This window comes from Allofranklinella schreckenbergeri (genome assembly GCF_003703475.1).
GTDB lineage: Bacteria > Pseudomonadota > Gammaproteobacteria > Burkholderiales > Burkholderiaceae_C > Lampropedia > Lampropedia schreckenbergeri.
This window is the reverse complement of sequence record NZ_RDQM01000003.1, coordinates 174,311-195,707: the sequence shown is the minus strand read 5'-3', so window position 1 is coordinate 195,707 and position 21,397 is coordinate 174,311. Positions and strand designations below refer to the sequence as shown.

Below are 21,397 nucleotides of genomic sequence, written 5' to 3'. Positions count from 1 at the left end.
CCATGGCCCTGGCGCTCGCTCGCTCGCATGCCCTGCTTGCCGGGGCGCTGGTGGCCGCGGTACTGGGCAGCGCCCCAAGCGCCTCTTGCGCACACACCCTGCCCAGCTTTGCCCAGGTGCGCGCAGACTTTCACAGTTCAGAAACCTGGCTGCTCGATCGCCAAGGCCAGCGCATCCAGCGCGTGCGCACCGACTTCCAAGCCCGGCGCGGCGACTGGACTGCCCTGGAGGACATCTCCCCCGCCCTGCTGCACGCCATCCTGCTCACCGAGGACAAGCGCTTTTACGAACACAGCGGTGTGGATTGGGCCGCCGTCGGCTCCGCCGCCTGGGGCAACTTGTGGAACGAGCGCACCCGTGGCGCCTCCACCATCACCATGCAACTGGCGGGCCTGCTCAACGCCGAGCTGCGCGCCCGCACAGGCGGGCGCACCTGGCGGCAAAAATGGCGTCAGCTCTGGAGCGCGCGCGATTTGGAGGCGCACTGGAGCAAGGCCGAAATCCTGGAGGCCTACGTCAACCTCGCCCCCTTTCGCGGCGAGCTGATCGGCATCGACAGCCTGGCGCGCAACACCTTCGGCAAAGCCCCCAGTGGGCTGGATGCGCGCGAAGTCGCCCTTACCGCAGCCCTGCTGCGCGCGCCCAATGCCCCCGCAACCCGGGTGGCCGAGCGCGCCTGCCTCATCCTCGCCCAGGCCCAATCGCCCTGGGGGCAAGATTGCCGTGCCCTGCGGCTCTACACCGAAGCCGCGCTCAGCCGCCCCGCCCAACGCGCCACCAGCGGCGACGCCCCGCACTTCGCCCGCTACGTCATGCGTGGGGCGGCACAACCGCAACCGGTACAGCCTGCCCAGCCAACGGCCACCCACGATCACACCCCACCAGCCAACGCGGCCCGCGTGCGCGAAGTACGAGAAGTACATGCAGTGCGCGAAATCCCCAGCAGCCTTGATAGCCGCCTGCAACGCCACGCCGCCCAAGTGCTGCAACAGCAGGTGCAAGCCCTGACCCGACACAACGTGCACGACGGCGCCGCGCTCGTGCTTGACAACGCCAGCGGCGAAGTGCTGGCCTGGGTCGGAACCTCGGGCTTGAGCCGCTCGCCCGAGGTGGACGCCGTGCTCGGCCTGCGCCAGCCCGGCTCCACCCTCAAGCCCTTTCTCTACGCCCAGGCCATTGCGCAAAAACGCCTCACCGCCGCCTCGCTGCTGGAGGATTCGCCCACGCGCATCCCTACCGCCTTCGGCCTGTACGCGCCCGAAAATTACGACCAAAGCTACAAAGGCTGGGTTTCCGTGCGCCAGGCCCTGGGCAGCTCGCTCAACATCCCCGCCGTGCGCACGCTGCGCATGGTCTCGCCCGAATCCTTTGCGCAACTGCTGCGCGCGCTGGAGTTGCACCTGCCCGAGCCAGCAGGCTATTACGGCTATGCCCTGGCCCTGGGCGGCGTGGACGCCAACCTGCTGCAACTGACCAACGCCTACCGCACCCTGGCCAACGGCGGCCTGCACAGCCCCATCCGCACCCAGGTGCAGCCTCTGCCCACAACAACGCAAGCGACCCACCCAGGCGCCAACGCGGCCCTGCCCGTCACATCGCCCACCTTATCGCTCGCCCTATCGCCCGACAGCCGCCGCGTGCTCGATGCGCCCGTGGCCTACATCGTCGGCGACATCCTCTCCGACCGGCACGCGCGGCTGCTCACCTTCGGCACCGACAGCGCCCTGGCCACACGCTTTTGGAGCGCCGTCAAAACCGGCACCAGTCAAGACATGCGCGACAACTGGGCCATTGGCTACACGCCGCACTTCACCATCGGCGTGTGGGTCGGCAACGCCGATGGCTCGCCCATGCACAACGTCAGCGGCATTGCGGGCGCGGCCCCCGTCTGGGCCAGCATTGCCGCCTTCGCCCACCGCCTGCGCCCCGGCCAGCGCCCCGCCCCGCCGCCAGAGCTGGTGCGTCTGCGTGTGCGCTACCTGGCTGAAAACACCGGCGAGAACGATCGCCTCAGCGCCGCCCCCTCCCCAGCGCTCTTGCTGGAAGCCGAACGCGATGAATGGTTTTTGCCCGGCACCGAGCAAGCCCAATTCACCCTGCGCCGCGCCCCGGCGCCCGCACTGGCTGCGCCCTCGGGCACTGGCGCTGGCGGGCGCGATCCAACCCCGGCCCGGCCCGACGCGCGCATCCTGGAGCCTGCCGACGGCACCATCCTCGCCCTGGATCCCGACATCCCCCCCACCAACCAGATGCTGCGCATTGCCAGCAACCACCCCGCCCCCAGTTGGTGGCTTAACGGCCAGCGCGTCAGCGGCTTGCAGCCAGGCCATCGCCACTGGTACTGGCCCCCCACGCCCGGACGCCACACCATCGAACTGCGCAGCGCCAGCGGCCAGCGCGTCATCGACCGCGTGCGCATTGAAGTGCGCGGCGCCAGCCTCAAGCCCTGAAATTCAATATACCAATCAAAAGAAAATTGATTTTATATATAACATGCCAAAACAAGTTATTTTTATTTCCTATTGATTTGTAAAATGAGACGCTCAGGCGCCGCCAGCGCCCAGGCGATGTGCTCTTGCACCAGCGCTGAAGTGGCCGCATCCGCTTGCCACTGGGCCAGCGCCTGGCGCACTTGCTGCGCCAACGCGGGCGGCAGCTCTGCACTGCGCAGCGCATTGCCACTGACCACGGCCAGGTTGCGTTGCCAGCGCTCGTAGCCAATGCGGCGAATGGGGCCGCCTTCGGTGCGCTGGAGGAACTCTTGCTCGCTCCAGCGCAAAAAATCGAGCAGCCCGCTCTGCGTCAGCGCAGGCCGGGCGTCAAAGTCCGCCAGCGTGGCGGGCTGGGCAAACTTGTTCCAGGGGCAGGCGGTTTGGCAATCGTCACAGCCATACAGGCGTTGGCCGATCAGCGGGCGCAAATGCTCCGCAATGGGGCCGGGGTGCTCGATGGTCAGGTAGGAAATGCAACGCCGCGCATCCACGTGGCCGGGTGCGACGATGGCATCCGTGGGGCAGGCCGCCATGCAGGCGTGGCAGGAGCCGCAATGCCCCGTCACAGGCGGCGTGGGCGGCAGCGCCACATCCAGAAAAATCTCCCCCAGAAAAAACATCGACCCCGCATCGCGCGAGAGCAGCAGGCTGTGCTTGCCGCGCCAGCCCAGGCCGCTGCGCTTGGCCAGCTCGGCTTCGAGCACGGGCGCCGAATCGGTAAACACACGATGCCCCAGCGGCCCGATCTGCGCCTGAATGCGCTCAGCCAGCTTTTGCAAACGCGCGCGCAGCACTTTGTGGTAATCGCGCCCACGGGCATAGACGGAGACGATGGCCTCGCCCGGCTGCGTCAGGCGCGCGCGTTCGCGCTCGGCCCAGTTGGGCGGGGTATCGCGGGGCAGGTAATCCATGCGCGCGGTGACGATGCTGACCGTCCCCGGCACCAGCTCGGCCGGGCGCGCGCGCTTGAGGCCGTGGCGGGCCATGTAATCCATCTCGCCATGAAAGCCCTGCGCCAGCCACGCCAGCAAGCCCGCTTCGGCATCGCGCAGGTCCACGCCCGCCACGCCGATCTGGGAAAATCCCAGCTCCCGCGCCCACAGGCGTATTTGCGCTACCAGCGGCTCCCCTGCCAAGCTGGTCGGCGCACTGAAGCGCGAATTGGGCAGCGGCCCGCTCTCACAGCGCTGGCTGCGGCCCTCCTCGCCGAGGCGGCGGCTTGTTTGCTCGTGCTTTGTCATGCGTTGGCCATTGTAGGCAGGCGTGTTGCACGGCGCAGGCACAGCGCCCTTCATTGCGCTGCGCTGCTCTCCATAACCCTTGCGCGCCCTGGCAGCAGGCCGCGCCATCGAACTGCCATGCCCCCCTCCCCAGCTATTCATGAACACACCCTGGCGCTGCCCGATGAACTGGCCAGCGCCGATCTGGCCCGCCGCTTCGCCCAATTCCCGGCTTTGCTGGCCCAGGTGCGCATCGACCTTTACGGCACGCTGGGCGCTGGCAAAACCACCTGGGTGCGCCACTTGCTGCGCGCCTTGGGCGTGCAGGGGCGCATCAAAAGCCCCACCTACGCACTGCTGGAGCCTTATGCCCTGCCCGATTGGCCGGGGGAGATTTTCCACTTTGACCTGTACCGCTTGGAGTCCGAAGAAGAATGGCTGGCTTCGGGCTTGCAAGAAACCGCACAGAGCAGCGGCCTGCGGCTGATTGAGTGGCCGCAAAAAGCTGGCCCCGCGCTGGGCCAGCCCGATTTGGCATTGGAGTGGCACATCCCCGCTGGCAACGACGGCAGCGACGGCGACAACGGCGAAGCCCGTCAAGTGCAGTTGAGAACATACACGAGCATAGGCCGGGAACTGCTTGAAAATGTGCTGAAATGCGCCCCATGAAGCCGATCTTGCCGCCCGCCGCCCCAACCGATTCCACCCCAAAAGCCGCAGCCCCCGCCAGCGCAATCGACCGCCGGGGGCTTTTGCGCGCAGGCACACTGCTGTGCCTGCTGGGGGTGCAGCATCTGGCACAGGCGCAAAAGCATTCGCCACGGATGGAGCCGCTGCCTGAGCCGCAAACAGGCGGGAAAAGAAACGGCGCCAAGAACGGGAGCGCCAACGGCGGCAAAGACGGCATCGTGGCCGTGCGCATCTGGCCCGCACCAGAGTATTCGCGCGTCACCATCGAATCGGACGAAAAGCTCCAGGCCAAACACGATTTCGCCGCCGACCAACCGCCGCGCCTGTACGTCGATTTCCAGAACATGCGCATGGGGCAGGAGCTGCGCAACATCGCCACCAAGGTGCAATCCGAAGACCCCAACATCGCCGGCATCCGCATCGGGCAGCACTCGCCCACGGTGGTGCGCATGGTCATTGACTTGAAACAGCCCGTACGCCCGGAGGTCTTCACCCTCAAACCCGTGGCGCCTTATCGGCACCGACTGGTGTTTGATTTGTATCCGCTTCACGCCGTCGATCCCATGGCCAAGCTGATTGAGGAGCGGCTGCAAACCATCGCCCAGGCGCCTGGCATGGAAGCATCGGTTCCCGAAGCACCACCCACCGTAGTGCCACCTGCAGCGCCTCCTGTGGCGCCCCCCACCAGCAGCGGCGCTGACCCGCTGGGCGACTGGATCAACCGGCACAACGGCACAACGCCTGCCCCGCCGCTGCCACCACCCCAACAACCCCCAGCGCGCCCGGTGCAGCCTCCCAAGCCAGCGCCAGTGCCTGTCGTGCCGCCCAGCCCACCGCCGCGCCCCGAGCCACCTGCCCCGCCCATGACGCCCCGGGTCAGCCCGCGCGCCACGCGCCGCCAAACCGACCGCATCTACATCGTTGCGCTGGATCCTGGCCACGGCGGTGAAGACCCCGGGGCCATCGGCCCGGCACGCGTGTATGAGAAAAATGTGGTGCTGGCCATTGCTTTGCAGGTGCGCGAGCGCATCAACCGCACTCGTGTGGGCGGCGTGCCGCTGCAAGCCTTCATGACGCGCGACCGGGACTTTTTCGTTCCCCTGGCCTCACGGGTGGGGCGGGCGCGGCGCGTGCAATCCGATTTGTTCGTCAGCATCCACGCCGATGCCGCCCTCAACCCCAATGCGCGCGGCGCCAGTGTTTACGCCCTCAGCCGCCGAGGCGCCACCAGCACCATGGCGGGCTTTCTCGCAGAGCAGGAAAACCGCGCCGACTCCATCGGCGGTCTCAACATCCGCACGGCCGACCGCCACGTGCACAACACCTTGGCGGACATGAGCACCTCCGCCCAAATCCGCGACAGCCTGATGCTCGGCCAATACATGCGCACCCAGTTGGGCCACGTCACCCGCGTGCGCGGCAGCAAGGTCGAGCAGGCCAACTTCGCCGTACTGCGCAATCCCGACACCCCCAGCGTGCTGGTGGAAACCGGCTTTATCAGCAACCCCGAAGAAGAACGCCTGCTGGCCTCCGCCGCCCACCAGGCCCGCCTGGCCGACGCCATTACCGCAGGCATCGTGCAGTACTTCCAGCAGCACCCGCCCTTGCCACGCGTGCGCCGGGTGTAAGCGGCCTGTTTAAGGCCGCCGCTGCATTGCGGGATTACCCCATGCAACACACCGTAGAATGCGCAGCTTTTGCGTTGAGCCAACGCCCTCACTCCTTAAAACCTGAAACATGGCATTGATCGTCCATAAATACGGTGGCACCTCCATGGGTACCACCGAGCGCATTCGCAACGTCGCCAAGCGTGTAGCCAAATGGGTCCGGGCCGGCCACCAAGTCGTGGTGGTTCCAAGTGCCATGAGCGGCGAGACCAACCGCCTGCTCGCCCTGGCTGCCGAACTCGAACCTGCCGAGCGCAGCACCGCCACGCGCCGCGAGCTGGACGCGCTGGCCGCCACCGGCGAACAAGCCTCCTCGGCCCTGCTGGCCATTGCCTTGCAAGCCGAAGGGCAGCCCGCCATCAGCTTCACCGGCTGGCAAGTGCCCGTGCGCACTGACAGCTCCTACATGAAGGCGCGCATTGAATCCATCGATGGCCAGCGCATTCACCAGGAACTGGCCGCAGGCCGCGTCGTCATCGTCACCGGCTTTCAAGGCATTGATGAACAAGGCCATATCACCACGCTTGGGCGTGGCGGCTCGGATACCTCCGCCGTGGCCATCGCTGCGGCCATCCAGGCCGATGAATGCCTGATCTACACCGATGTGGATGGCGTTTACACCACTGACCCGCGCGTAGTCCCCAACGCTCAGCGCCTAAAAACCATCAGCTTTGAGGAAATGCTCGAACTCGCCAGCCTGGGCTCCAAAGTCTTGCAAATCCGCTCCGTCGAGTTTGCTGGCAAATACCGCGTGCCCCTGCGCGTGCTCTCCAGCTTCACCCCCTGGGATATCGACCTGGCCGAAGAAGCGCGCTCAGGCACACTCATCACTTTCGAGGAAGACGAAAAAATGGAAAAAGCAGTCGTTTCAGGCATCGCCTTCACGCGCGATGAGGCCAAGATTTCCGTGCTGGGCGTGCCCGACACCCCCGGCATTGCCTACACCATCCTGGGCCCCGTAGCCGACGCCAATATCGATGTGGACGTCATCATCCAGAACCTGAGCAAAGAAGGCAAAACCGACTTCAGCTTCACCGTCAGCCGCGCCGATTACGACCGCGTGGTGAAGGTCATCAACGAAACCGTCTTGCCCAAACTCGGCGAAGGCGCCAGCCTCAGCAGCAACACCCAAATCAGCAAGGTCAGCATCGTGGGCATCGGCATGAAAAGCCATGCAGGCGTTGCCAGCACCATGTTCCACACCCTCAGCAAAGAGGGCATCAACATCCAGATGATCTCCACCTCCGAAATCAAAACCTCCGTGGTGATTGACGAGAAGTACGTGGAATTGGCCGTGCGCAGCCTGCACACCGCCTTTGGCCTGGACGGCCAATCGCACATCGAAGTGCCCAAACGCAACGACGAAAAATAAGCCCGTTTTCAAAAAACCGCTGCAAATTCATGCATAATGGCGGGCTTGCAACGGAGACGTGACCGAGAGGCCGAAGGTGCTCCCCTGCTAAGGGAGTATGCGGTGATGAGCTGCATCGAGGGTTCGAATCCCTCCGTCTCCGCCAGATCAAAAGCCTAAGCAGTCAAGCTGCTTAGGCTTTTTTTCTTGCCTGCCTTTCTCATGCAAGCCACTCGAAGACAGGCGAAAGCCCCCACCGACGAAAACTTCAAGCATTTCGCTGCGTTGAGATCAGCAGCATGAAATGGGCTTGCTCGTCACCAATATTGCGAAAGCCGTGGGGCACGTCGGCGCGCAGCGTGGCCGTATCGCCAGCGCTGAGGGTGAAGGATTCCTCTGCCATGTGGATTTGCACTTGCCCTGCAATGATGTGAAAAACCTCTCGCGTGCCGCTGGGATGGGGTGCGAAATGGCTGCTTTGCGCGCCGGGCGGCAGTGTGTAGGCCACCCATTCCATGCCCGGTGCGGGGCGTGCGAGGGCCAGGCGCTGCACGCCTGAGGCTGGATCGGTGTAGCGCGTGACATCGGCAGCGCGGGTGATGCGCGCCGCCTCCTGCACGACCAGTTCCGCCAGATCACAACCCAAGGCCTGGGCAATCGCCAAGCCGTAATTCAGGCTGGTGCCCAATTCATCGCGCTCAATGCGCGAGAGCGCGCTGCGAGAAATGCCCGTGGCCTGGGCCAGTTGTTCCAAAGTAATGCCCATCTGGGCGCGCCGCGCTCGCACGGCCGCGCCAAAGGCCGCGTCACGGCGGGGAAGATCGTCGGATGGAGTGCGCATAAGGGTTTATTCGGCCCTTCAATTCCTCTATTTGCAATAAAATTTGCAAATCAGGGAATTTTGGAGATTCATCATGTTGGCTTGGGCGGCATTGTTACCCGTGCTGGTGGTGCTTGGGGGCTTGTTCCTGGGGATTTCATCGCTGCGCGCGGCCTGGATGGGGTTGGCATTGGCGCTGGGCCTGGCGGCATGGGGCGGCTGGATGGGGGCCTATGCCTTGCCTGATGCGCCAGCGCTCCAAGCCGCTGCACTGCACTGGCTGCCCGTCGTGCTGGAGGTGGTTTGCATCATCGGCGGCGGGTTGGCTTTAAGCCACTTGTTGCAGGCCAGCGGGGCGCAAGCGGCCTTGGCGGATTGGTTGCGCCAGCGCGCAGGCTCGGGCGTGGCGGCGGTGTTGCTGGTGGTGCATGGGGCCACGCCGTTTGCCGAATCGGTCACCGGCTTTGGCATTGGGGTGACGGTGGGCATTCCGTTGCTGTTGCATTTCGGGCTGTCGCCCGCACGGGCGGCGCTGGTGGGGTTGCTGGGCTTGTGCACCGTGCCTTGGGGGTCGATGGGGCCGGGTACTTTGATTGCGGCGCAGATGGCGGGGGTGCCGGTGGATGCCTTGGGTGTGTCCTCGGCCTGGTTGAGTTTGCCCCCCTTCATAGTGGCGGGCTGGGTAGCGGCCTGGCTGGCGAGCGGGCCTGGGCAACGCTGGCAGGCGCTGGGTCTGGCCAGCGTTTCGGCCCAGGTTTTATGGCTGGCGGTGCTGCTGGCCAATAGCCTGGCGGGCACGCCGCCTGCGGGTGCTTTGGGCGCGTTGGCGGTGATGGGGTTTCACCTGGCCTTTCGCCCCGGGGCCTGGCCTGCCTGGCCACCTTTGGCCAAACCGGCTTTGCAAGCGTATGCCATTGTGCTGGGCGGCTTGCTGCTGGCCCGCTATGGCTTGCATGTTGGGGGCTGGCATGGCGGCGCAGGCGCGGTGCTGACTTCGCCCGCCTGGTGGCTGTGGATGGCCATTGGTTTTGTGCTGTGGCGCACAGGCGGGCATGGCTGGCGGCAAACCGCGCGGGCGCGGCTGGCCCGCGCGGTGCAGGGCTGGGGCAATGTGGCTTTGGTGGCTGTGCTGTACATCGCGTTGGGGCTGGTGCTATCGCTCTCGGGCATGGCGGCGCGGCTGGCGCAAGCGCTGGCATCGCTGGGCGGCGGCTATGCGCTGCTCGCGCCGTTTGTGGGCGCTTTGGGTGGTTTTGTCACAGGCTCGAACACTGGCGCCAATGCCATGCTGGCCGATACCCAGGCGCGCATGGCTTTGCAAATCGGCGCGCCGTTGCTGCCGTTCATGGCCACGCACAACGTCAGCGCGGCTTTGCTGTTGATGGCTTCACCTGCCAAGGTGGAGATGGCGGTGCGGCTGTGCCCGCTGCAAGCGGCCCAGCAGCGGGCCTGGGTGCAGCGCATGGTGCTGCTGGCGGCGCTGCCTTCGGTGCTGGCGATGGCTGCGCACAATGCGATGATGCTGTGGGGCGGGTAGGCGGCACGCCTGCTTTTATCAATCAAAGGAAATGGCGCATCATGCCTATCAAGCCATAAAACGGCATTTTTCAAGCCTTTGATTCACAAAATCCAATTTACAGCATTATCCATCAAAAGAAAACCACACCATTGCCCATCAAGCCGAAACAGGGTGATTTATTTTCTTTTTGATATGTAATTCCCGATCCGCATCATTCATCTTCCGGCCGTTGCGAAAAACGCTGCGCCAGCACGGCGCAGACCATGAGCTGGATTTGGTGAAAGATCATGATGGGCAGCAGCATCGCCCCCATGGAGCTGGCCGAAAACAAAACCTGGGCCATGGGCACGCCCGTCGCCAGGCTTTTTTTCGATCCGCCAAACAAAATGGTGATGCGGTCGGCCAAGTCAAAGCCCAGCGCCTTGGCAACAAACCACACCAGCGCCAGCACGATAGCCAGCATGACGCAGCACAGCACCAGCAACGCCACCAGATTGACGGCTGGCACCTGCGCCCACAGCCCCTGGTTGACGGCCTGGCTGAAGGCGGTATAGACGACCAGCACGATGGAAGTCTGATCCACATTTTTGAGCCAGTGTCGGTTGCGCGCCACCCAGTCGCCAATCCAGCGCCGGGCGATTTGCCCTGCCACGAAGGGGATCAGCAGTTGCACCACGATTTTGCGAATCGCCTCCAGCGTGCCCCCGCCAGCGACCTGATCGCCGCCCGCGCCCAGCAGCCACAGCACCAGCAGCGGGGTGAGAAAAATCCCGATCAAACTCGAAGCCGCCGCGCTGCAAATGGCCGCAGGGATATTGCCGCGCGCCAGCGAGGTGAACGCAATGGCCGATTGCACAGTCGCTGGCAGCGCGCACATATACAAAATGCCCATGTACAGCGACGGCCCCACCAGCGGCTCGGCCAGCGGCTTGAGCAGCAAGCCCAGCAGCGGAAACAGCACAAACGTGCACGCAAAAATCACCAAATGCAGCCGCCAATGCGTCATCCCCGCGATCACCTGCTGGCGCGACAGCTTGGCCCCGTGCATGAAAAACAGCAAAGCAATGGCAGCGTGCGTGAGCCAGCGAAACCCCTCCTCGGCCCGGCCTTGCGCCGGCAAAAGCGTGGCGAGCAACACCACGCCAATCAAAATCAGCGTGAACGGATCAAGCAAAGCCCGAAGGCGGCGTGCAGCAAACATGGGGGAACCTGGTCACAAAACTTTGCATTTTCCCTTTTTTTGCCCGCAACACCGCAAAGCCGGCCAGGGCGCCAATGCAGCAGCCAGCGCTGACCGATAATCGCCCCCTTATGACGGACGTGCATTTCTACTTCAACGTACCTGACAAGCTCTCCTTTGCCTGCCGCTTGGCGCGCAAAGCCTTGATGCAAGCGCGCCCCATCTTGCTGACAGCGCCTGACCCCACATTGCAAACGCTTGACGACATGCTCTGGCACATGAATGCCAGCGACTTTGTCGCCCACAACTGGCTGCCAGCCCCCACCAACGCCCAGCCCCCCCAGGCGCCATCGCCCATCTGGCTGTGCGCGAATATGGAAGCCGAGCCGCCCGAGCACCCCAACACCTTGCTCACCCTGTGGGACGAAGTACAGCCCGCCTTCAGCCGTTTTGAACACGTCTATGAACTCGTGCTGCGCCACGACGAGGCCGACCGCCAGCGCGCACGCGCGCGCTGGCGCTATTACCAGCAGCGCGGCTACGCCTTGCACGGACATGATTTGGAGGCCAACCCCCATGGATGAATCCAGCAAGCGCGCAGACGGCCAGGCCGCCGTGCCCGCCGTGCGCGCCGTGCGCTTTGTGCCCACGCTGACGGAAGTGGTCGAAGGCGTGGGCAAAGAGCCAGCCCCAAAGCGCGAGCCTGCCGACGCGCCCTCTTTTGCATCCGCCCCCGCCTCAGACGCCCTGCAAGCGCCGCAAATCGGCCGCTTGCTGCGCCGCCCCGATGCCCCCGCGCAGCCAGAAGCCCCGCCGCCGCCCTACATCCCCACCCTCAATGCGGTGGTGACCGATGAGCCCATACCGCCGCCAGCGCCCGCACAACCGGCCCCCGTACAGCCAGCGCCCATTGCCATGGATTGGGACAAGCTGGAGCTGGGCGACTGGATCAACCATGCCGATCAAGCACCCCCAGCGGCCCCACCCCAGAGCGCCGTGGCCCCAGCCGCTTACGCCACCGCCCACATCCGCGCGCTTTTTCCGCCCGATTTTGAGGAGCAATTGGTGCATCGCGTCGTTCAGCGCGTTGACAGCCTCATGGCAGCGCGCATCGGTGAAGTCATCGCCACCGTCGTCGAACGCCAAACACGCGCCCTGCTGCCCACCATTCGCAAAGAGCTGGAATTTGCCATCCGCAAAAGCGTTTACGAAGCCATGGCCGATGAGTTGAACGACATCGCCGACCAGACGCCAGATACGCCCCTCTGAAGCGCCGCCATCGCCCCCGACTGCAACCGATTTCCCCCACCCGCTTGCATGAAACCCACCCCTCACACCTGCCCATCGCACTCCTGCGACCCTATGGCGCACCCAGCCAGCCCCGAAGCGCGCCCAAGAGAGCGCTCCACCCGCCAACGCGCTGCCATTCGCGCCGCCATGGCCGCCGAAGGCCGCCCGCTCTCCCCGCCGGAAATACTGCAAGCGGCCCAGAAAATCGTCCCCCGCCTGGGCATCGCCACCGTCTATCGCAACATCAAAACCATGGTGGAGGCTGGAGAACTCAGCCTCGTACCCCTGCCAGGCGACAGGCTGTACTACGAACTGTCCTGCAAAGGCCATGAGCACCACCACCATTTCTGCTGTGAAAGCTGCGGCAAGGTGTTCGACGTCGGCGGCTGCCACGAAACCTTCGCCGCCCTGCTGCCCCAGGGCTTCGTGCTCAAAGCCCATGAATTGACGCTGTATGGCACATGCGATCACTGCGCCAATACAGCCGCCGCAACACCCGCGCCCTGAATGCATAGCCGCCTGCACGCGCGCCGCCCAGTCTTCAAGCTTCAAAAATGAAAACCCTTTTCGATTTGGAAAACACCCCAGCTGGACAACCCGCCTCGCCACGCCTGCGCTGGCCCCTTGCGCTGCCTGCCGCGCTCAGCCTGGGCCTGTTCACCCTGCCCGCGCTGGCCGCCGCCCCAACCAGCAACCCAACGCCCTCCCTCCCCGGCGCTGCGCGCTGGCAAGCCTGCGCCGCCCTGCCGGACGACACCCAGCGCCTGGCCTGTTACGACCGCTGGGCCAGCGGCCAGCGGCCCGAATCGGCCCCCACTGCGCCTGTGGCAGCCACAACCGCCCCGCAAGACGCGCCCCTTCATGCCGATAGCGCTGATAGCGCCGAAAACACCCCAATCCCCACCCACACCACTGCTGCCGGGGCAGACACCAACGCCCCCTCGCCCGCCCAGCTCATCATTGCCAGCAACGACGGCTGCCGCAATCCCGCCTTCGACCGCACCTCGCGCTTTTGGGAGCTGAACACCGATACCGATTGCGGCAACTTCCGCTTTCGCGGCTACCGCCCCCTGACCATTGGCGCGGCCTGGAGCAACCGCATCAACCGCCAGCCCCTCAGCCCCTCGCACGGCCTGGCCGAGTGGCGCGACTACCAGCGCCACGAACTGCGCCTGCAACTGTCGGTGCGCACCAAGCTCGCCAGCGGCCTGCTCACCTTTGGCCACCCCAGCAAGCGCGACTCGCTCTGGTTTGGCTACACCCTGGGCGCAAGCTGGCAAGCCTTCAACGGCGATCTCTCGCGCCCCTTTCGCAACACCGACCACGAGCCGGAGCTGATCTACGTCTATCCGCTCGAATGGTCGCTGCCCGGCGGCGTGCGCCTGCGCTATGCGGGCCTGGGCATCAACCACCAATCCAACGGCCAAAGCATCCCCCTCTCGCGCAGTTGGAACCGCTACTACGCCATGCTCGGCGCCGACCTCACCCCCCACTGGACTGTGCAAGCGCGCTTCTGGAAGCGCCAGCGCGAGAAAAACATCAAAGACGACAACCCCGAGATCAGCGACACCATCGGCCGCGCCGAACTCATCAGCCTCTGGGAACTCAGCAGCCGCAACAGCCTGCAACTGACGCTGCGCCACGCCATGCGCGACAAAGCCCGCGGCTCGGCCAGACTCGAATGGAGCCACGCCCTGGGCCAAGGCTTCGCGGGCGGCAAAAGCAACCTGCGCCTGGTCACCGGCCTGTTCCACGGCTATGGCGACAGCCTGATCGACTACAACAGTCGCCGCACCGTTTTCTCCGTCGGGCTAAGCCTGCTCGATTTTTGACCAATCACATCAAAGGAAAACTCACTTCAAACCTATCATGCCGAAAAAAGCATATTTATTTTCCTTTTGATTTGTAAAAATAAACACCAAAAACTGCCGCATGCCCCTTCCCAGCATCGTTGGCGCCGAGTCGGCGGCATCCGGCCAGCGCCCCGCCGGCATCCAGCACTACCTGCGCCCCGGCATCTTGCAACTGCACGAGCTGCCGCCGCTGGCGCTCTACATCCACCTGCCCTGGTGTGTGCGCAAATGCCCTTATTGCGACTTCAACTCCCACGCCAGCCCTCGGGCACAAACGCCGGCGTCGGCCCTTGATCCCGCCCTCATCGGGCGCTATTTGCAAGCGCTCGAAGCCGATCTGGACGCCGCCCTGCCTCTCATCTGGGGCCGCCAGGTCATCAGCATCTTCATCGGCGGCGGCACCCCCAGCCTGTTCTCTGCCGCGCACATCGACAGCCTGCTCGCCAGCGTGCGTGCGCGTCTGCGGCTGCTGCCCGGCTGCGAAATCACCCTGGAAGCCAACCCCGGCACCTTCGAGACGGACCGCTTCGCCGCCTACCGCGCCGCAGGCGTCACGCGCCTGTCCATCGGCGTGCAAAGCTTTAACGATACCCTGCTGCAACGCCTGGGCCGCATCCACAACCGCGCCCAGGCCCTCGCCGCCGTGGAAGAAGCCCGCGACGCCTTCGAGACCTTCAACCTCGACCTCATGTACGCCCTGCCCGGCCAGGACATGGCCGCTTTTGCCCAGGACCTGCACACCGCCCTGGCCCTGCAACCGCCGCACCTGTCCGTCTATCACCTCACCATCGAAGCCAACACCTACTTCGCCAAATACCCGCCCCCCGCCCTGCCCGACGACGACCTGGCCTATGACATGCTCGACGCCATCACCGCTGCCACCGCCGCAGCAGGGCTGGAACGCTACGAAGTCTCCGCCTACGCCCGAGGCGGCCACACCTGCCAGCACAACCTCAACTACTGGCAATTTGGCGACTACCTGGGCATCGGCGCCGGCGCGCACAGCAAACTCAGCTTCGCCCACCGCATCGTGCGCCAGGTGCGCCTGCGCGACCCCCAGCGCTACACCGCCGCCGCCCTGCAAGGCGCCCCCATCGCGCAAGAGAGCGACATCCCCCGCCGCGAACTGCCCTTTGAATACATGCTGTGCGCCCTGCGCCTGCGCCAGGGCTTTGCACTGCAAGACTTCCACGCCCGCACCGGCCTGCCCCTCTCCAGCGTGCAACCGGCCATTGAGCAAGCCATCGCCCGCGGCCTGCTCGAGCAACCCCACCCCGGCCACATCCGCCCCACCGCGCGCGGTTTTGATTTCCTCAGCGATTTGCAGCAATCGTTTTTGCCGGAAGAAACATGAACTGCAAAACCGCGCAGCCCGCGTGAAAATCAGGCATTCCATATTTCCCCGCAAATATGCGCAATATTCCCCCCATTCACCTGATCGTCGCATTCGATGCCGTCGCACGGCTGCAAAGTTTCACCGCTGCCAGCCAGGAACTGCACCTTTCCAACAGCGCCATCAGCCACAGAATCCGGGAACTTGAGCAAATCCTGAAAACCACGCTGTTCCATCGCACCACCCGCAACGTCACCCTCAGCCCCGAAGGCGCTTATTTACACCATCAAGTGCGCGCATCGCTGGCCAGCCTCGAAACCGCCTTCAGCAACCTGACGCTGGAGCGCGATGTGGTGCGCATCAGCGCGCTCCCGTCTTTTGCAAGGTTTTGTTTACTCCCCGCATTAACGAATTTTCATAAAACCCACAGCCGCATCTCCATCACCCTGCATCCAACCACCCAAATCGCCAATATCGACCAAGGCGAAGCCGATATTGCCATCCGGTTTTCCAGCAAAACCCCGCAAGCGCATTATTGCGAGCTATTGCTCAAAGACGAGTGGTTTCCCGTTGCCGCCCCCCGATATCTCCAGCAACTCGGCCACGGCAGTCTCTGCGAGCTTTTCGAACGTGCAGACCTGCTCACGCACAGCCGCCAACCATGGCAACCCTGGATGCAAGCCGCTGGCATCCCTGTTTCTGCCCTCCAGCGCAATATCACCTATTCCGATACCGGATTTTTGCTTGATGCAGCCCTGAATCTGCAAGGTATTGCGCTGGGCAGGCGCTCACTCGTCCAGCGCCTGCTTCAAGACGGCAGCCTCGTTCGCATTTCCGACGTGGCCATTCCCTCCGCGCAATCCTATTTTCTGCTGGCCTCGGAGCGCGCCATGTTGTCGCGCTATGGAGAAACTGTCATTCAATGGATTCGCTCCATTGCTGCCAGCGGATAAATCAGTGCAAAACGGTTAATGCAATGCCCAGCAAAACACCCAAAATCGCCACCACTTTCTGGGGAATGTAAAGCTCCCGAAAGAAAATGGCCGAAAGCAGGAAAACCATCACCAAATTCGTGCGGCGCAAAACCGAGATGACGGAAATCATTGCCCCATCCTGACGCACGGCTGCCAGGTAAATATATTCAGCCAGCACATAAGCAAAGGCGATTGCGGGGATCGCCCAATTCCTGCGCAAAAGGCTTAATGCCTCCACCTCTCTGAAAATCCAGGGCAGCAGCAACAAAGCCAACCCGCCGCGTTGAAGCGCCGAATACGCCTGCACCGCCGCCAAATCCAGATGCAAAGTCGAGAGAATGTATTTGTCGTACAAGGCATTGGCCGAAGACATCAAGGTGGCTGCCAGCATGCACAAAACCCACACATTGCGCCCAAAGGAAATCCCCTCCTTTTTCCCTATAAGGGAAAACAGATAATAAGAGGCCATCGCCACGGCAAGCCCCAGCCACTGCGTCCAACTCAAAACCTCTGACAAAAACAGCATGGCGCCCAAAGCCGTCCATAACGGGCCGCTGGCCCTGACTCCCGCCGAAATGGAAAGGGGCAAGAACTTGACCGAATAATAAGAAAGCACCCAGGTCGCCACCATCAAAATGGATTTGGGCAATACGGCCATCTGCTGCGCCACCGTCAAATCCTGCGGTGACAAATGAAATGCCTGCAAAGCATCTTTATATGATGTCGGGAGAATAAAAAACGGCAACCACATCAGCCCCCCGAGCACGGAGCACCAGAAAACAACCTCCAGAACGCCTTTTTCCTTCAAGGCAATCTTCGTCAAAAAATCATAAGTACCCAGAATAATGCCCGCCAGCAAGCCCAGAGAAACCCACCCCATGCCTGAATCCATCATGCGATATTCAACCAAAAAAACCTGCGACAACCAAAAACAAAACCATTCAATGTTAATGAATTCCCCTTCCACGGATTGGTGAATATTTTGAATAAATGGTTGAAAACTGCTGCAAAATCAACCCTTATTGCAGGCTGTGCCATTCCGATTCAAGCATTTGGGGCGCAGGCTGCATCCGAGCGTGTTATGAACTTTCCGCCCCCTTCACACCATGACCACTCCCTTGCACACCCCCGCCTGCCCTTCCTGCCGCCAGCCCATGCAAGCACTCAGCCTGGAGGCCCGCAACGGCCCGGTGGAGCTGGATTTGTGCTTTGCCTGCCACGGCATTTGGTTTGACCGGCTGGAAAGCCTGCAATTGAGTGCGCGCAGCGTGTTGGCGCTGTTCAAAACCCTGCACGCCCACCGCGATGCGCCGCACAGCCCGCTCAGGGAACGCATGCATTGCCCGCGCTGCGCCGAGCCGCTGGCGCGCGGCAGCGATCGCACCATCAGCGGCAGCTACATCGTGTACCGCTGCGCGACGCACGGGCGGTTTTCCACTTTTTCCTCCTTCATGGTGGAAAAGGGCTTTGTGCGCCACCTGGCCCCGGCGGAGATTGAACGGCTGGCACAGAAGGTGCGCACTATCCATTGCAGCAGTTGCGGCGCTTCGGTCGATTTGCGCCGCGACCATGCCTGCCCGTATTGCCGCTCGGCCTTTTCGCTGCTGGATCCGCAAGCGGTGGAAAAAGCGCTGGAGCGCTACCAGCAAGCGCCCGCGCCGGTCGATCCGCACGCCCGTGTGGATGAAACCAGCGCCGCCGTGGTGCTGGCCAAGGAGCGCATGCACCAGCAAAACCGCGAACGGGAGCGCCAGCGCCGCCGCGAGGAGCCGGGGTGGACGGAGATGTTCCAGGACGAACTCTGGTCCGCAGGTCTATCCCTGCTGCTGCGCAGCCTTGCCCGCTGGCTGAAGTAGCGCGCCCAATACCCAATTCATCCAATCAAAGGAATCATCACTTGATGTATATAAAGCCGAAACATGGCAATTTTTATTCCTTTGATTGGTAATTTATCCTCCCTGAAGCTTGGCTCGCCGTATTTCAGGGCAATCTCCTTTGTGCAAATTTGCAAAGAAACATTGCAACATCTCCACTTGATGGAGCAAATTTGCAAATTAAGATAGCGCCGCTTACGGGTGGCGGTCGCAATCCCGCGCACCGCATCCGTTTTGCCTACTCTGGAGACAACGCATGAACGCTATCAGCGAACAGGGCCTGAAGGCCCCTACCGTCAAACTGCTCATCAACGGCCAGTTTGTCGAATCCAAGACCACCGAATGGCGCGAAGTCATCAACCCCGCCACGCAAGAGGTGCTGGCCCGCGTGCCCTTTGCCACGCAGGACGAAATCAACCAGGCCGTGGCCGCTGCCAAGGAAGCCTTCAAGACCTGGCGCAAAACCCCCATCGGCGCACGCGCACGCATCTTCCTGAAATACCAGGAGCTGATTCGCGCCAACATGAAAGAGCTGGCCGCGCTGCTGACGGCCGAGCAAGGTAAGACCCTGCCCGACGCCGAGGGCGATGTGTTCCGCGGCCTGGAAGTGGTGGAGCACGCCGCATCCGTGGGCAACCTGCAACTGGGCGAGCTGGCCAACAACGTGGCCAACGGTGTGGACACCTACACCCTGCTGCAACCGCTGGGCGTGTGCGCAGGCATTACGCCGTTCAACTTCCCGGCCATGATCCCGCTGTGGATGTTCCCCATGGCCATTGCCACGGGCAACACCTTCGTGCTCAAGCCCTCCGAGCAAGACCCGATGGTGACCATGCGCCTGTGCGAGCTGGCGCTGGAAGCGGGCATCCCCGCCGGCGTGCTCAACGTCATCCACGGCGGTGAGATGGCCGTCAACGCCATCTGCGATCACCCTGATATCAAGGCCGTGTCTTTTGTGGGCTCCACCAAGGTCGGCACGCACGTTTACAACCGCGCCAGCCTGGCTGGCAAGCGCGTGCAGTGCATGATGGGCGCGAAGAACCACGCCATCGTGCTGCCCGATGCGAACAAGGAGCAAACCCTCAACGCCATCGCCGGCGCATCGTTTGGCGCCGCAGGCCAACGCTGCATGGCCCTGCCGGTGGTAGTGCTGGTGGGCGAGGCGCAAAAATGGCTGCCCGAGCTGGTGGAAAAGGCCAAGACGCTCAAGGTCAGCGCCGGTACCGAGCAAGGCGCCGATCTGGGCCCGGTGATCTCCTGCGCCGCGCTCTCGCGCATCGAAGGGCTGATCGAGCGCGGCGTGGCCGATGGCGCCAAGCTGGAGCTCGACGGCCGCAAGCCCAACGTGCCTGGCTTTGAGAAGGGCAACTTCGTTGGCCCCACCATCTTCAGCGGCGTCAAGCCCGGCATGGCCATTTACGATCAGGAAATCTTCGGCCCCGTGCTGTGCGTGGTCGAGGCCGCTACGCTGGAAGAGGCCATCGAGTTCATCAACGCCAACCCCAACGGCAACGGCACGGCCATCTTCACGCAATCGGGCGCGGCGGCGCACAAGTTCCAGGAGGACATCGACGTCGGCCAGGTCGGCATCAACGTGCCCATTCCCGTGCCCGTGCCCCTGTTCTCGTTCAGCGGCTCGCGCGCGTCCAAGCTGGGCGATCTGGGCCCATACGGCAAGCAGGTCATCCTGTTCTACACACAGACCAAGACGGTGACGGCGCGCTGGTTTGACGACAAGTCCACCGGTGGCCTGAACACCACCATCAGCCTGAAGTAAGCACGGGCTGCAGCGGCCAGCAACCCCAAAGTTGCTGGCCGTTTGCGGTGGGTGCACGGCACGCCTGTGTGCCCGCATCCACCGCATTTGCCATCATGCATGCCCCGCATTGCCATGCCCGCAGGATTTGCCGATGTTCGTCACCGTCACCACTTTTGCCCTGCCCCAGCCCGTCACGCGGCAGGAGGCCCAGCGCATTTTCGAGAGCACCGCGCCCAAGTACCAAAGCGTGGCCGGGCTGCTGCACAAGCGCTACATCGTCAGTGAGGATGGACGCACCGCTGGCGGCATCTACACCTGGCAGAGCAAGGCCCATGCCCAAGCGCTGTACACGGAGGAATGGAAAGACTTCGTGCGCGACAAATACCACTGCGAGCCGCAGATTGCCTGGTTCGACAGCCCCGTGGTAGTGGACAACGAGCGCGGCGAGATCCGCACCGACTGACCGCTTCACCGCCATGCGCCTGCGCCCGCCCCTGTTTTTTGTTGCCATCGCCGCCCTGGCCTTGAGCGCCGCTGCGCCACTGGCCCAGGCGCAAGCGCTGGCCCCGGCCTCGCCCGCTTGCACCGCCGCCACCTGCACGCTGCAAGACTTCGAGGCCGTGCGCGATGCCACCGAAACCCTGTATGGCGACGTGCTGCTGGTGCTCTCGGCCCATGAACGCCCCGCCCTGCGCGGCAACCAGAACAAATGGCGGCGCACCGCGCGCCAGCATTGCCAGCAAGCAGCCCCCGCCGGGCCAGACCTGCACGCGCCCGCAGCCAGCGCACACCACGCCTGCATGATCGAGCAGCACGCCCTGCGCCGCCAAGCCCTGCGCCACTGGCTGATGCACGGCTACAGCGTGGAATGAGCGCACGCGATGCCCATTGCGATGAAGATTTTTTGCGCCCATGCCCGCCTTCGACCCCGTTTTGCTGTTGTTGCTGGCCATCGCCGCCCTGGGCATCGTCAGCCAGAACCACAGCATCACCTACGCCATGCTGGCCCTGCTGCTGGTGCGCATGACGCCCTTGCAGCAGTACTTTCCCTGGATCCAAAAGCACGGCCTGAATCTGGGCATCACCATATTGTTCATCGGCGTCATGGCGCCCATTGCCAGCGGCAAAATCGCCCTGGCCGATGTGCTGCGCAGCTTCACCCACTGGCAATCGCTGCTGGCCGTGGCGGTGGGCGTGCTGGTGGCCTGGCTGGGCGGGCGCGGCCTGCCGCTAATGATGGAGCACCCCGGCCTAGTGCCTGGCCTGATGGTGGGCACCGTCATCGGCGTAGCCTTCTTCAAGGGCGTGCCCGTCGGCCCGCTGATTGCGGCGGGCATGCTGGCCGTTGTCATAGGCAAATGGTAAGCCGGTAGGC

At 63.5% G+C, this 21,397-nt stretch carries 20 protein-coding genes and 1 tRNA gene; 17 read left to right on the top strand and 4 right to left on the bottom strand.

Annotation, left to right across the window (positions count from 1 at the left end; genetic code table 11):
* Positions 1–2: 2 nt before the first annotated feature.
* Positions 3–2,450 carry a penicillin-binding protein 1C gene (pbpC, locus tag EBQ26_RS03605; RefSeq protein ID WP_122237652.1) on the top strand — a complete coding sequence of 816 codons (2,448 nt, stop codon included), beginning with the start codon at positions 3–5 and terminating at the stop codon, positions 2,448–2,450.
* Positions 2,451–2,512: 62 nt separating this feature from the next.
* Here pbpC and queG read toward each other — a convergent pair whose 3' ends face one another.
* Positions 2,513–3,601: a tRNA epoxyqueuosine(34) reductase QueG gene (gene queG, locus EBQ26_RS03600; protein WP_122237700.1), complete on the bottom strand. Its 1,089-nt coding sequence runs from the start codon at positions 3,599–3,601 to the stop codon at positions 2,513–2,515.
* 249 nt (positions 3,602–3,850) lie between these two features.
* Between queG and tsaE the strand changes: the two genes are divergently transcribed.
* The 4 genes from tsaE to EBQ26_RS03580 all read left to right on the top strand — a co-directional run bounded on the left by tsaE (position 3,851) and on the right by EBQ26_RS03580 (position 7,586).
* Positions 3,851–4,381 (top strand): tRNA (adenosine(37)-N6)-threonylcarbamoyltransferase complex ATPase subunit type 1 TsaE, encoded by a 531-nt coding sequence (tsaE, locus tag EBQ26_RS03595; protein WP_122237651.1) that lies wholly within the window; start codon positions 3,851–3,853, stop codon positions 4,379–4,381.
* On the top strand, positions 4,378–6,030 hold the full coding sequence (locus EBQ26_RS03590; protein ID WP_238944115.1) for an N-acetylmuramoyl-L-alanine amidase: 1,653 nt from the start codon (positions 4,378–4,380) through the stop codon (positions 6,028–6,030). The genes tsaE and EBQ26_RS03590 overlap by 4 nt, the downstream gene beginning before the upstream one ends.
* A 109-nt stretch (positions 6,031–6,139) precedes the next feature.
* Positions 6,140–7,441: an aspartate kinase gene (locus EBQ26_RS03585; RefSeq protein WP_122237650.1), complete on the top strand. Its 1,302-nt coding sequence runs from the start codon at positions 6,140–6,142 to the stop codon at positions 7,439–7,441.
* Positions 7,442–7,493: 52 nt separating this feature from the next.
* Positions 7,494–7,586: transfer RNA gene (locus EBQ26_RS03580), tRNA-Ser, on the top strand.
* A 102-nt stretch (positions 7,587–7,688) separates the two neighbouring features.
* Here the strand turns inward: EBQ26_RS03580 and EBQ26_RS03575 are convergent.
* The gene (locus EBQ26_RS03575) at positions 7,689–8,261 is read right to left on the bottom strand and encodes a helix-turn-helix domain-containing protein (protein WP_122237649.1); all 573 of its coding nucleotides are present in this window, start codon (positions 8,259–8,261) and stop codon (positions 7,689–7,691) included.
* A gap of 73 nt (positions 8,262–8,334) precedes the next feature.
* Here EBQ26_RS03575 and EBQ26_RS03570 point away from each other — a divergent pair, with 73 nt between their 5' ends.
* Complete coding sequence (locus EBQ26_RS03570) at positions 8,335–9,777, top strand: L-lactate permease (RefSeq protein ID WP_122237648.1); 1,443 nt, start codon at positions 8,335–8,337, stop codon at positions 9,775–9,777.
* Between the two features lie 193 nt (positions 9,778–9,970).
* On the opposite strand, the gene EBQ26_RS03565 is transcribed toward EBQ26_RS03570, so the two are convergent.
* Positions 9,971–10,960 carry a bile acid:sodium symporter family protein gene (locus EBQ26_RS03565; protein ID WP_122237647.1) on the bottom strand — a complete coding sequence of 330 codons (990 nt, stop codon included), beginning with the start codon at positions 10,958–10,960 and terminating at the stop codon, positions 9,971–9,973.
* A gap of 110 nt (positions 10,961–11,070) precedes the next feature.
* On the opposite strand from EBQ26_RS03565, the gene EBQ26_RS03560 reads away from it, so the two are divergent.
* From EBQ26_RS03560 to EBQ26_RS03535, 6 genes are all read left to right on the top strand, one after another.
* Complete coding sequence (locus tag EBQ26_RS03560) at positions 11,071–11,523, top strand: DNA polymerase III subunit chi (RefSeq protein WP_238944114.1); 453 nt, start codon at positions 11,071–11,073, stop codon at positions 11,521–11,523.
* A complete protein-coding gene (locus tag EBQ26_RS03555) occupies positions 11,516–12,208 on the top strand; it encodes a hypothetical protein (RefSeq protein ID WP_238944113.1) in 693 nt (230 codons plus the stop codon). Before EBQ26_RS03560 ends, EBQ26_RS03555 begins: the two co-directional genes overlap by 8 nt.
* Positions 12,209–12,256: 48 nt before the next feature.
* The gene (locus EBQ26_RS03550; protein WP_390614162.1) at positions 12,257–12,736 is read left to right on the top strand and encodes a Fur family transcriptional regulator; all 480 of its coding nucleotides are present in this window, start codon (positions 12,257–12,259) and stop codon (positions 12,734–12,736) included.
* Positions 12,737–12,783: 47 nt separating this feature from the next.
* Positions 12,784–14,061, top strand: a complete 1,278-nt coding sequence (locus EBQ26_RS03545; RefSeq protein WP_122237644.1) for a phospholipase A — start codon at positions 12,784–12,786, stop codon at positions 14,059–14,061.
* A gap of 100 nt (positions 14,062–14,161) precedes the next feature.
* Positions 14,162–15,436, top strand: a complete 1,275-nt coding sequence (gene hemW / locus EBQ26_RS03540; RefSeq protein ID WP_122237643.1) for a radical SAM family heme chaperone HemW — start codon at positions 14,162–14,164, stop codon at positions 15,434–15,436.
* A gap of 56 nt (positions 15,437–15,492) precedes the next feature.
* Positions 15,493–16,368, top strand: a complete 876-nt coding sequence (locus EBQ26_RS03535) for a LysR substrate-binding domain-containing protein (RefSeq protein WP_122237642.1) — start codon at positions 15,493–15,495, stop codon at positions 16,366–16,368.
* A 1-nt stretch (position 16,369) separates the two neighbouring features.
* Here EBQ26_RS03535 and EBQ26_RS03530 read toward each other — a convergent pair whose 3' ends face one another.
* A complete protein-coding gene (locus tag EBQ26_RS03530; protein WP_147473992.1) occupies positions 16,370–17,356 on the bottom strand; it encodes a DMT family transporter in 987 nt (328 codons plus the stop codon).
* Positions 17,357–17,495: 139 nt separating this feature from the next.
* Here EBQ26_RS03530 and EBQ26_RS03525 point away from each other — a divergent pair, with 139 nt between their 5' ends.
* The 5 genes from EBQ26_RS03525 (at position 17,496) to EBQ26_RS03505 (ending at position 21,387) form a co-directional block, all read left to right on the top strand.
* Positions 17,496–18,245, top strand: coding sequence for a TFIIB-type zinc ribbon-containing protein (locus EBQ26_RS03525; protein WP_238944112.1), 750 nt, complete (start codon positions 17,496–17,498; stop codon positions 18,243–18,245).
* A 274-nt stretch (positions 18,246–18,519) separates the two neighbouring features.
* Complete coding sequence (locus tag EBQ26_RS03520) at positions 18,520–20,040, top strand: CoA-acylating methylmalonate-semialdehyde dehydrogenase (protein WP_095542346.1); 1,521 nt, start codon at positions 18,520–18,522, stop codon at positions 20,038–20,040.
* A 133-nt stretch (positions 20,041–20,173) separates the two neighbouring features.
* Positions 20,174–20,485, top strand: coding sequence for a hypothetical protein (locus EBQ26_RS03515; RefSeq protein WP_095551668.1), 312 nt, complete (start codon positions 20,174–20,176; stop codon positions 20,483–20,485).
* A gap of 13 nt (positions 20,486–20,498) precedes the next feature.
* The gene (locus tag EBQ26_RS03510) at positions 20,499–20,894 is read left to right on the top strand and encodes a lysozyme inhibitor LprI family protein (protein WP_122237640.1); all 396 of its coding nucleotides are present in this window, start codon (positions 20,499–20,501) and stop codon (positions 20,892–20,894) included.
* 40 nt (positions 20,895–20,934) lie between these two features.
* A complete protein-coding gene (locus tag EBQ26_RS03505; RefSeq protein ID WP_095538459.1) occupies positions 20,935–21,387 on the top strand; it encodes a DUF441 domain-containing protein in 453 nt (150 codons plus the stop codon).
* Positions 21,388–21,397: the final 10 nt, after the last annotated feature.

Excerpts from the sequence above, each read along its gene's own strand:
- pbpC (WP_122237652.1), top strand. The coding sequence starts at position 3 with ATGGCCCTGGCGCTCGCTCGCTCGCATGCCCTGCTTGCCGGGGCGCTG.
- tsaE (WP_122237651.1), top strand. The coding sequence starts at position 3,851 with ATGCCCCCCTCCCCAGCTATTCATGAACACACCCTGGCGCTGCCCGAT.
- EBQ26_RS03590 (WP_238944115.1), top strand. The coding sequence starts at position 4,378 with ATGAAGCCGATCTTGCCGCCCGCCGCCCCAACCGATTCCACCCCAAAA.
- EBQ26_RS03585 (WP_122237650.1), top strand. The coding sequence starts at position 6,140 with ATGGCATTGATCGTCCATAAATACGGTGGCACCTCCATGGGTACCACC.
- EBQ26_RS03575 (WP_122237649.1), bottom strand. The coding sequence starts at position 8,261 with ATGCGCACTCCATCCGACGATCTTCCCCGCCGTGACGCGGCCTTTGGC.
- EBQ26_RS03570 (WP_122237648.1), top strand. The coding sequence starts at position 8,335 with ATGTTGGCTTGGGCGGCATTGTTACCCGTGCTGGTGGTGCTTGGGGGC.
- EBQ26_RS03565 (WP_122237647.1), bottom strand. The coding sequence starts at position 10,960 with ATGTTTGCTGCACGCCGCCTTCGGGCTTTGCTTGATCCGTTCACGCTG.
- EBQ26_RS03560 (WP_238944114.1), top strand. The coding sequence starts at position 11,071 with ATGACGGACGTGCATTTCTACTTCAACGTACCTGACAAGCTCTCCTTT.
- EBQ26_RS03555 (WP_238944113.1), top strand. The coding sequence starts at position 11,516 with ATGGATGAATCCAGCAAGCGCGCAGACGGCCAGGCCGCCGTGCCCGCC.
- EBQ26_RS03550 (WP_390614162.1), top strand. The coding sequence starts at position 12,257 with ATGAAACCCACCCCTCACACCTGCCCATCGCACTCCTGCGACCCTATG.
- EBQ26_RS03545 (WP_122237644.1), top strand. The coding sequence starts at position 12,784 with ATGAAAACCCTTTTCGATTTGGAAAACACCCCAGCTGGACAACCCGCC.
- hemW (WP_122237643.1), top strand. The coding sequence starts at position 14,162 with ATGCCCCTTCCCAGCATCGTTGGCGCCGAGTCGGCGGCATCCGGCCAG.
- EBQ26_RS03535 (WP_122237642.1), top strand. The coding sequence starts at position 15,493 with ATGCGCAATATTCCCCCCATTCACCTGATCGTCGCATTCGATGCCGTC.
- EBQ26_RS03525 (WP_238944112.1), top strand. The coding sequence starts at position 17,496 with ATGACCACTCCCTTGCACACCCCCGCCTGCCCTTCCTGCCGCCAGCCC.
- EBQ26_RS03520 (WP_095542346.1), top strand. The coding sequence starts at position 18,520 with ATGAACGCTATCAGCGAACAGGGCCTGAAGGCCCCTACCGTCAAACTG.
- EBQ26_RS03515 (WP_095551668.1), top strand. The coding sequence starts at position 20,174 with ATGTTCGTCACCGTCACCACTTTTGCCCTGCCCCAGCCCGTCACGCGG.
- EBQ26_RS03510 (WP_122237640.1), top strand. The coding sequence starts at position 20,499 with ATGCGCCTGCGCCCGCCCCTGTTTTTTGTTGCCATCGCCGCCCTGGCC.
- EBQ26_RS03505 (WP_095538459.1), top strand. The coding sequence starts at position 20,935 with ATGCCCGCCTTCGACCCCGTTTTGCTGTTGTTGCTGGCCATCGCCGCC.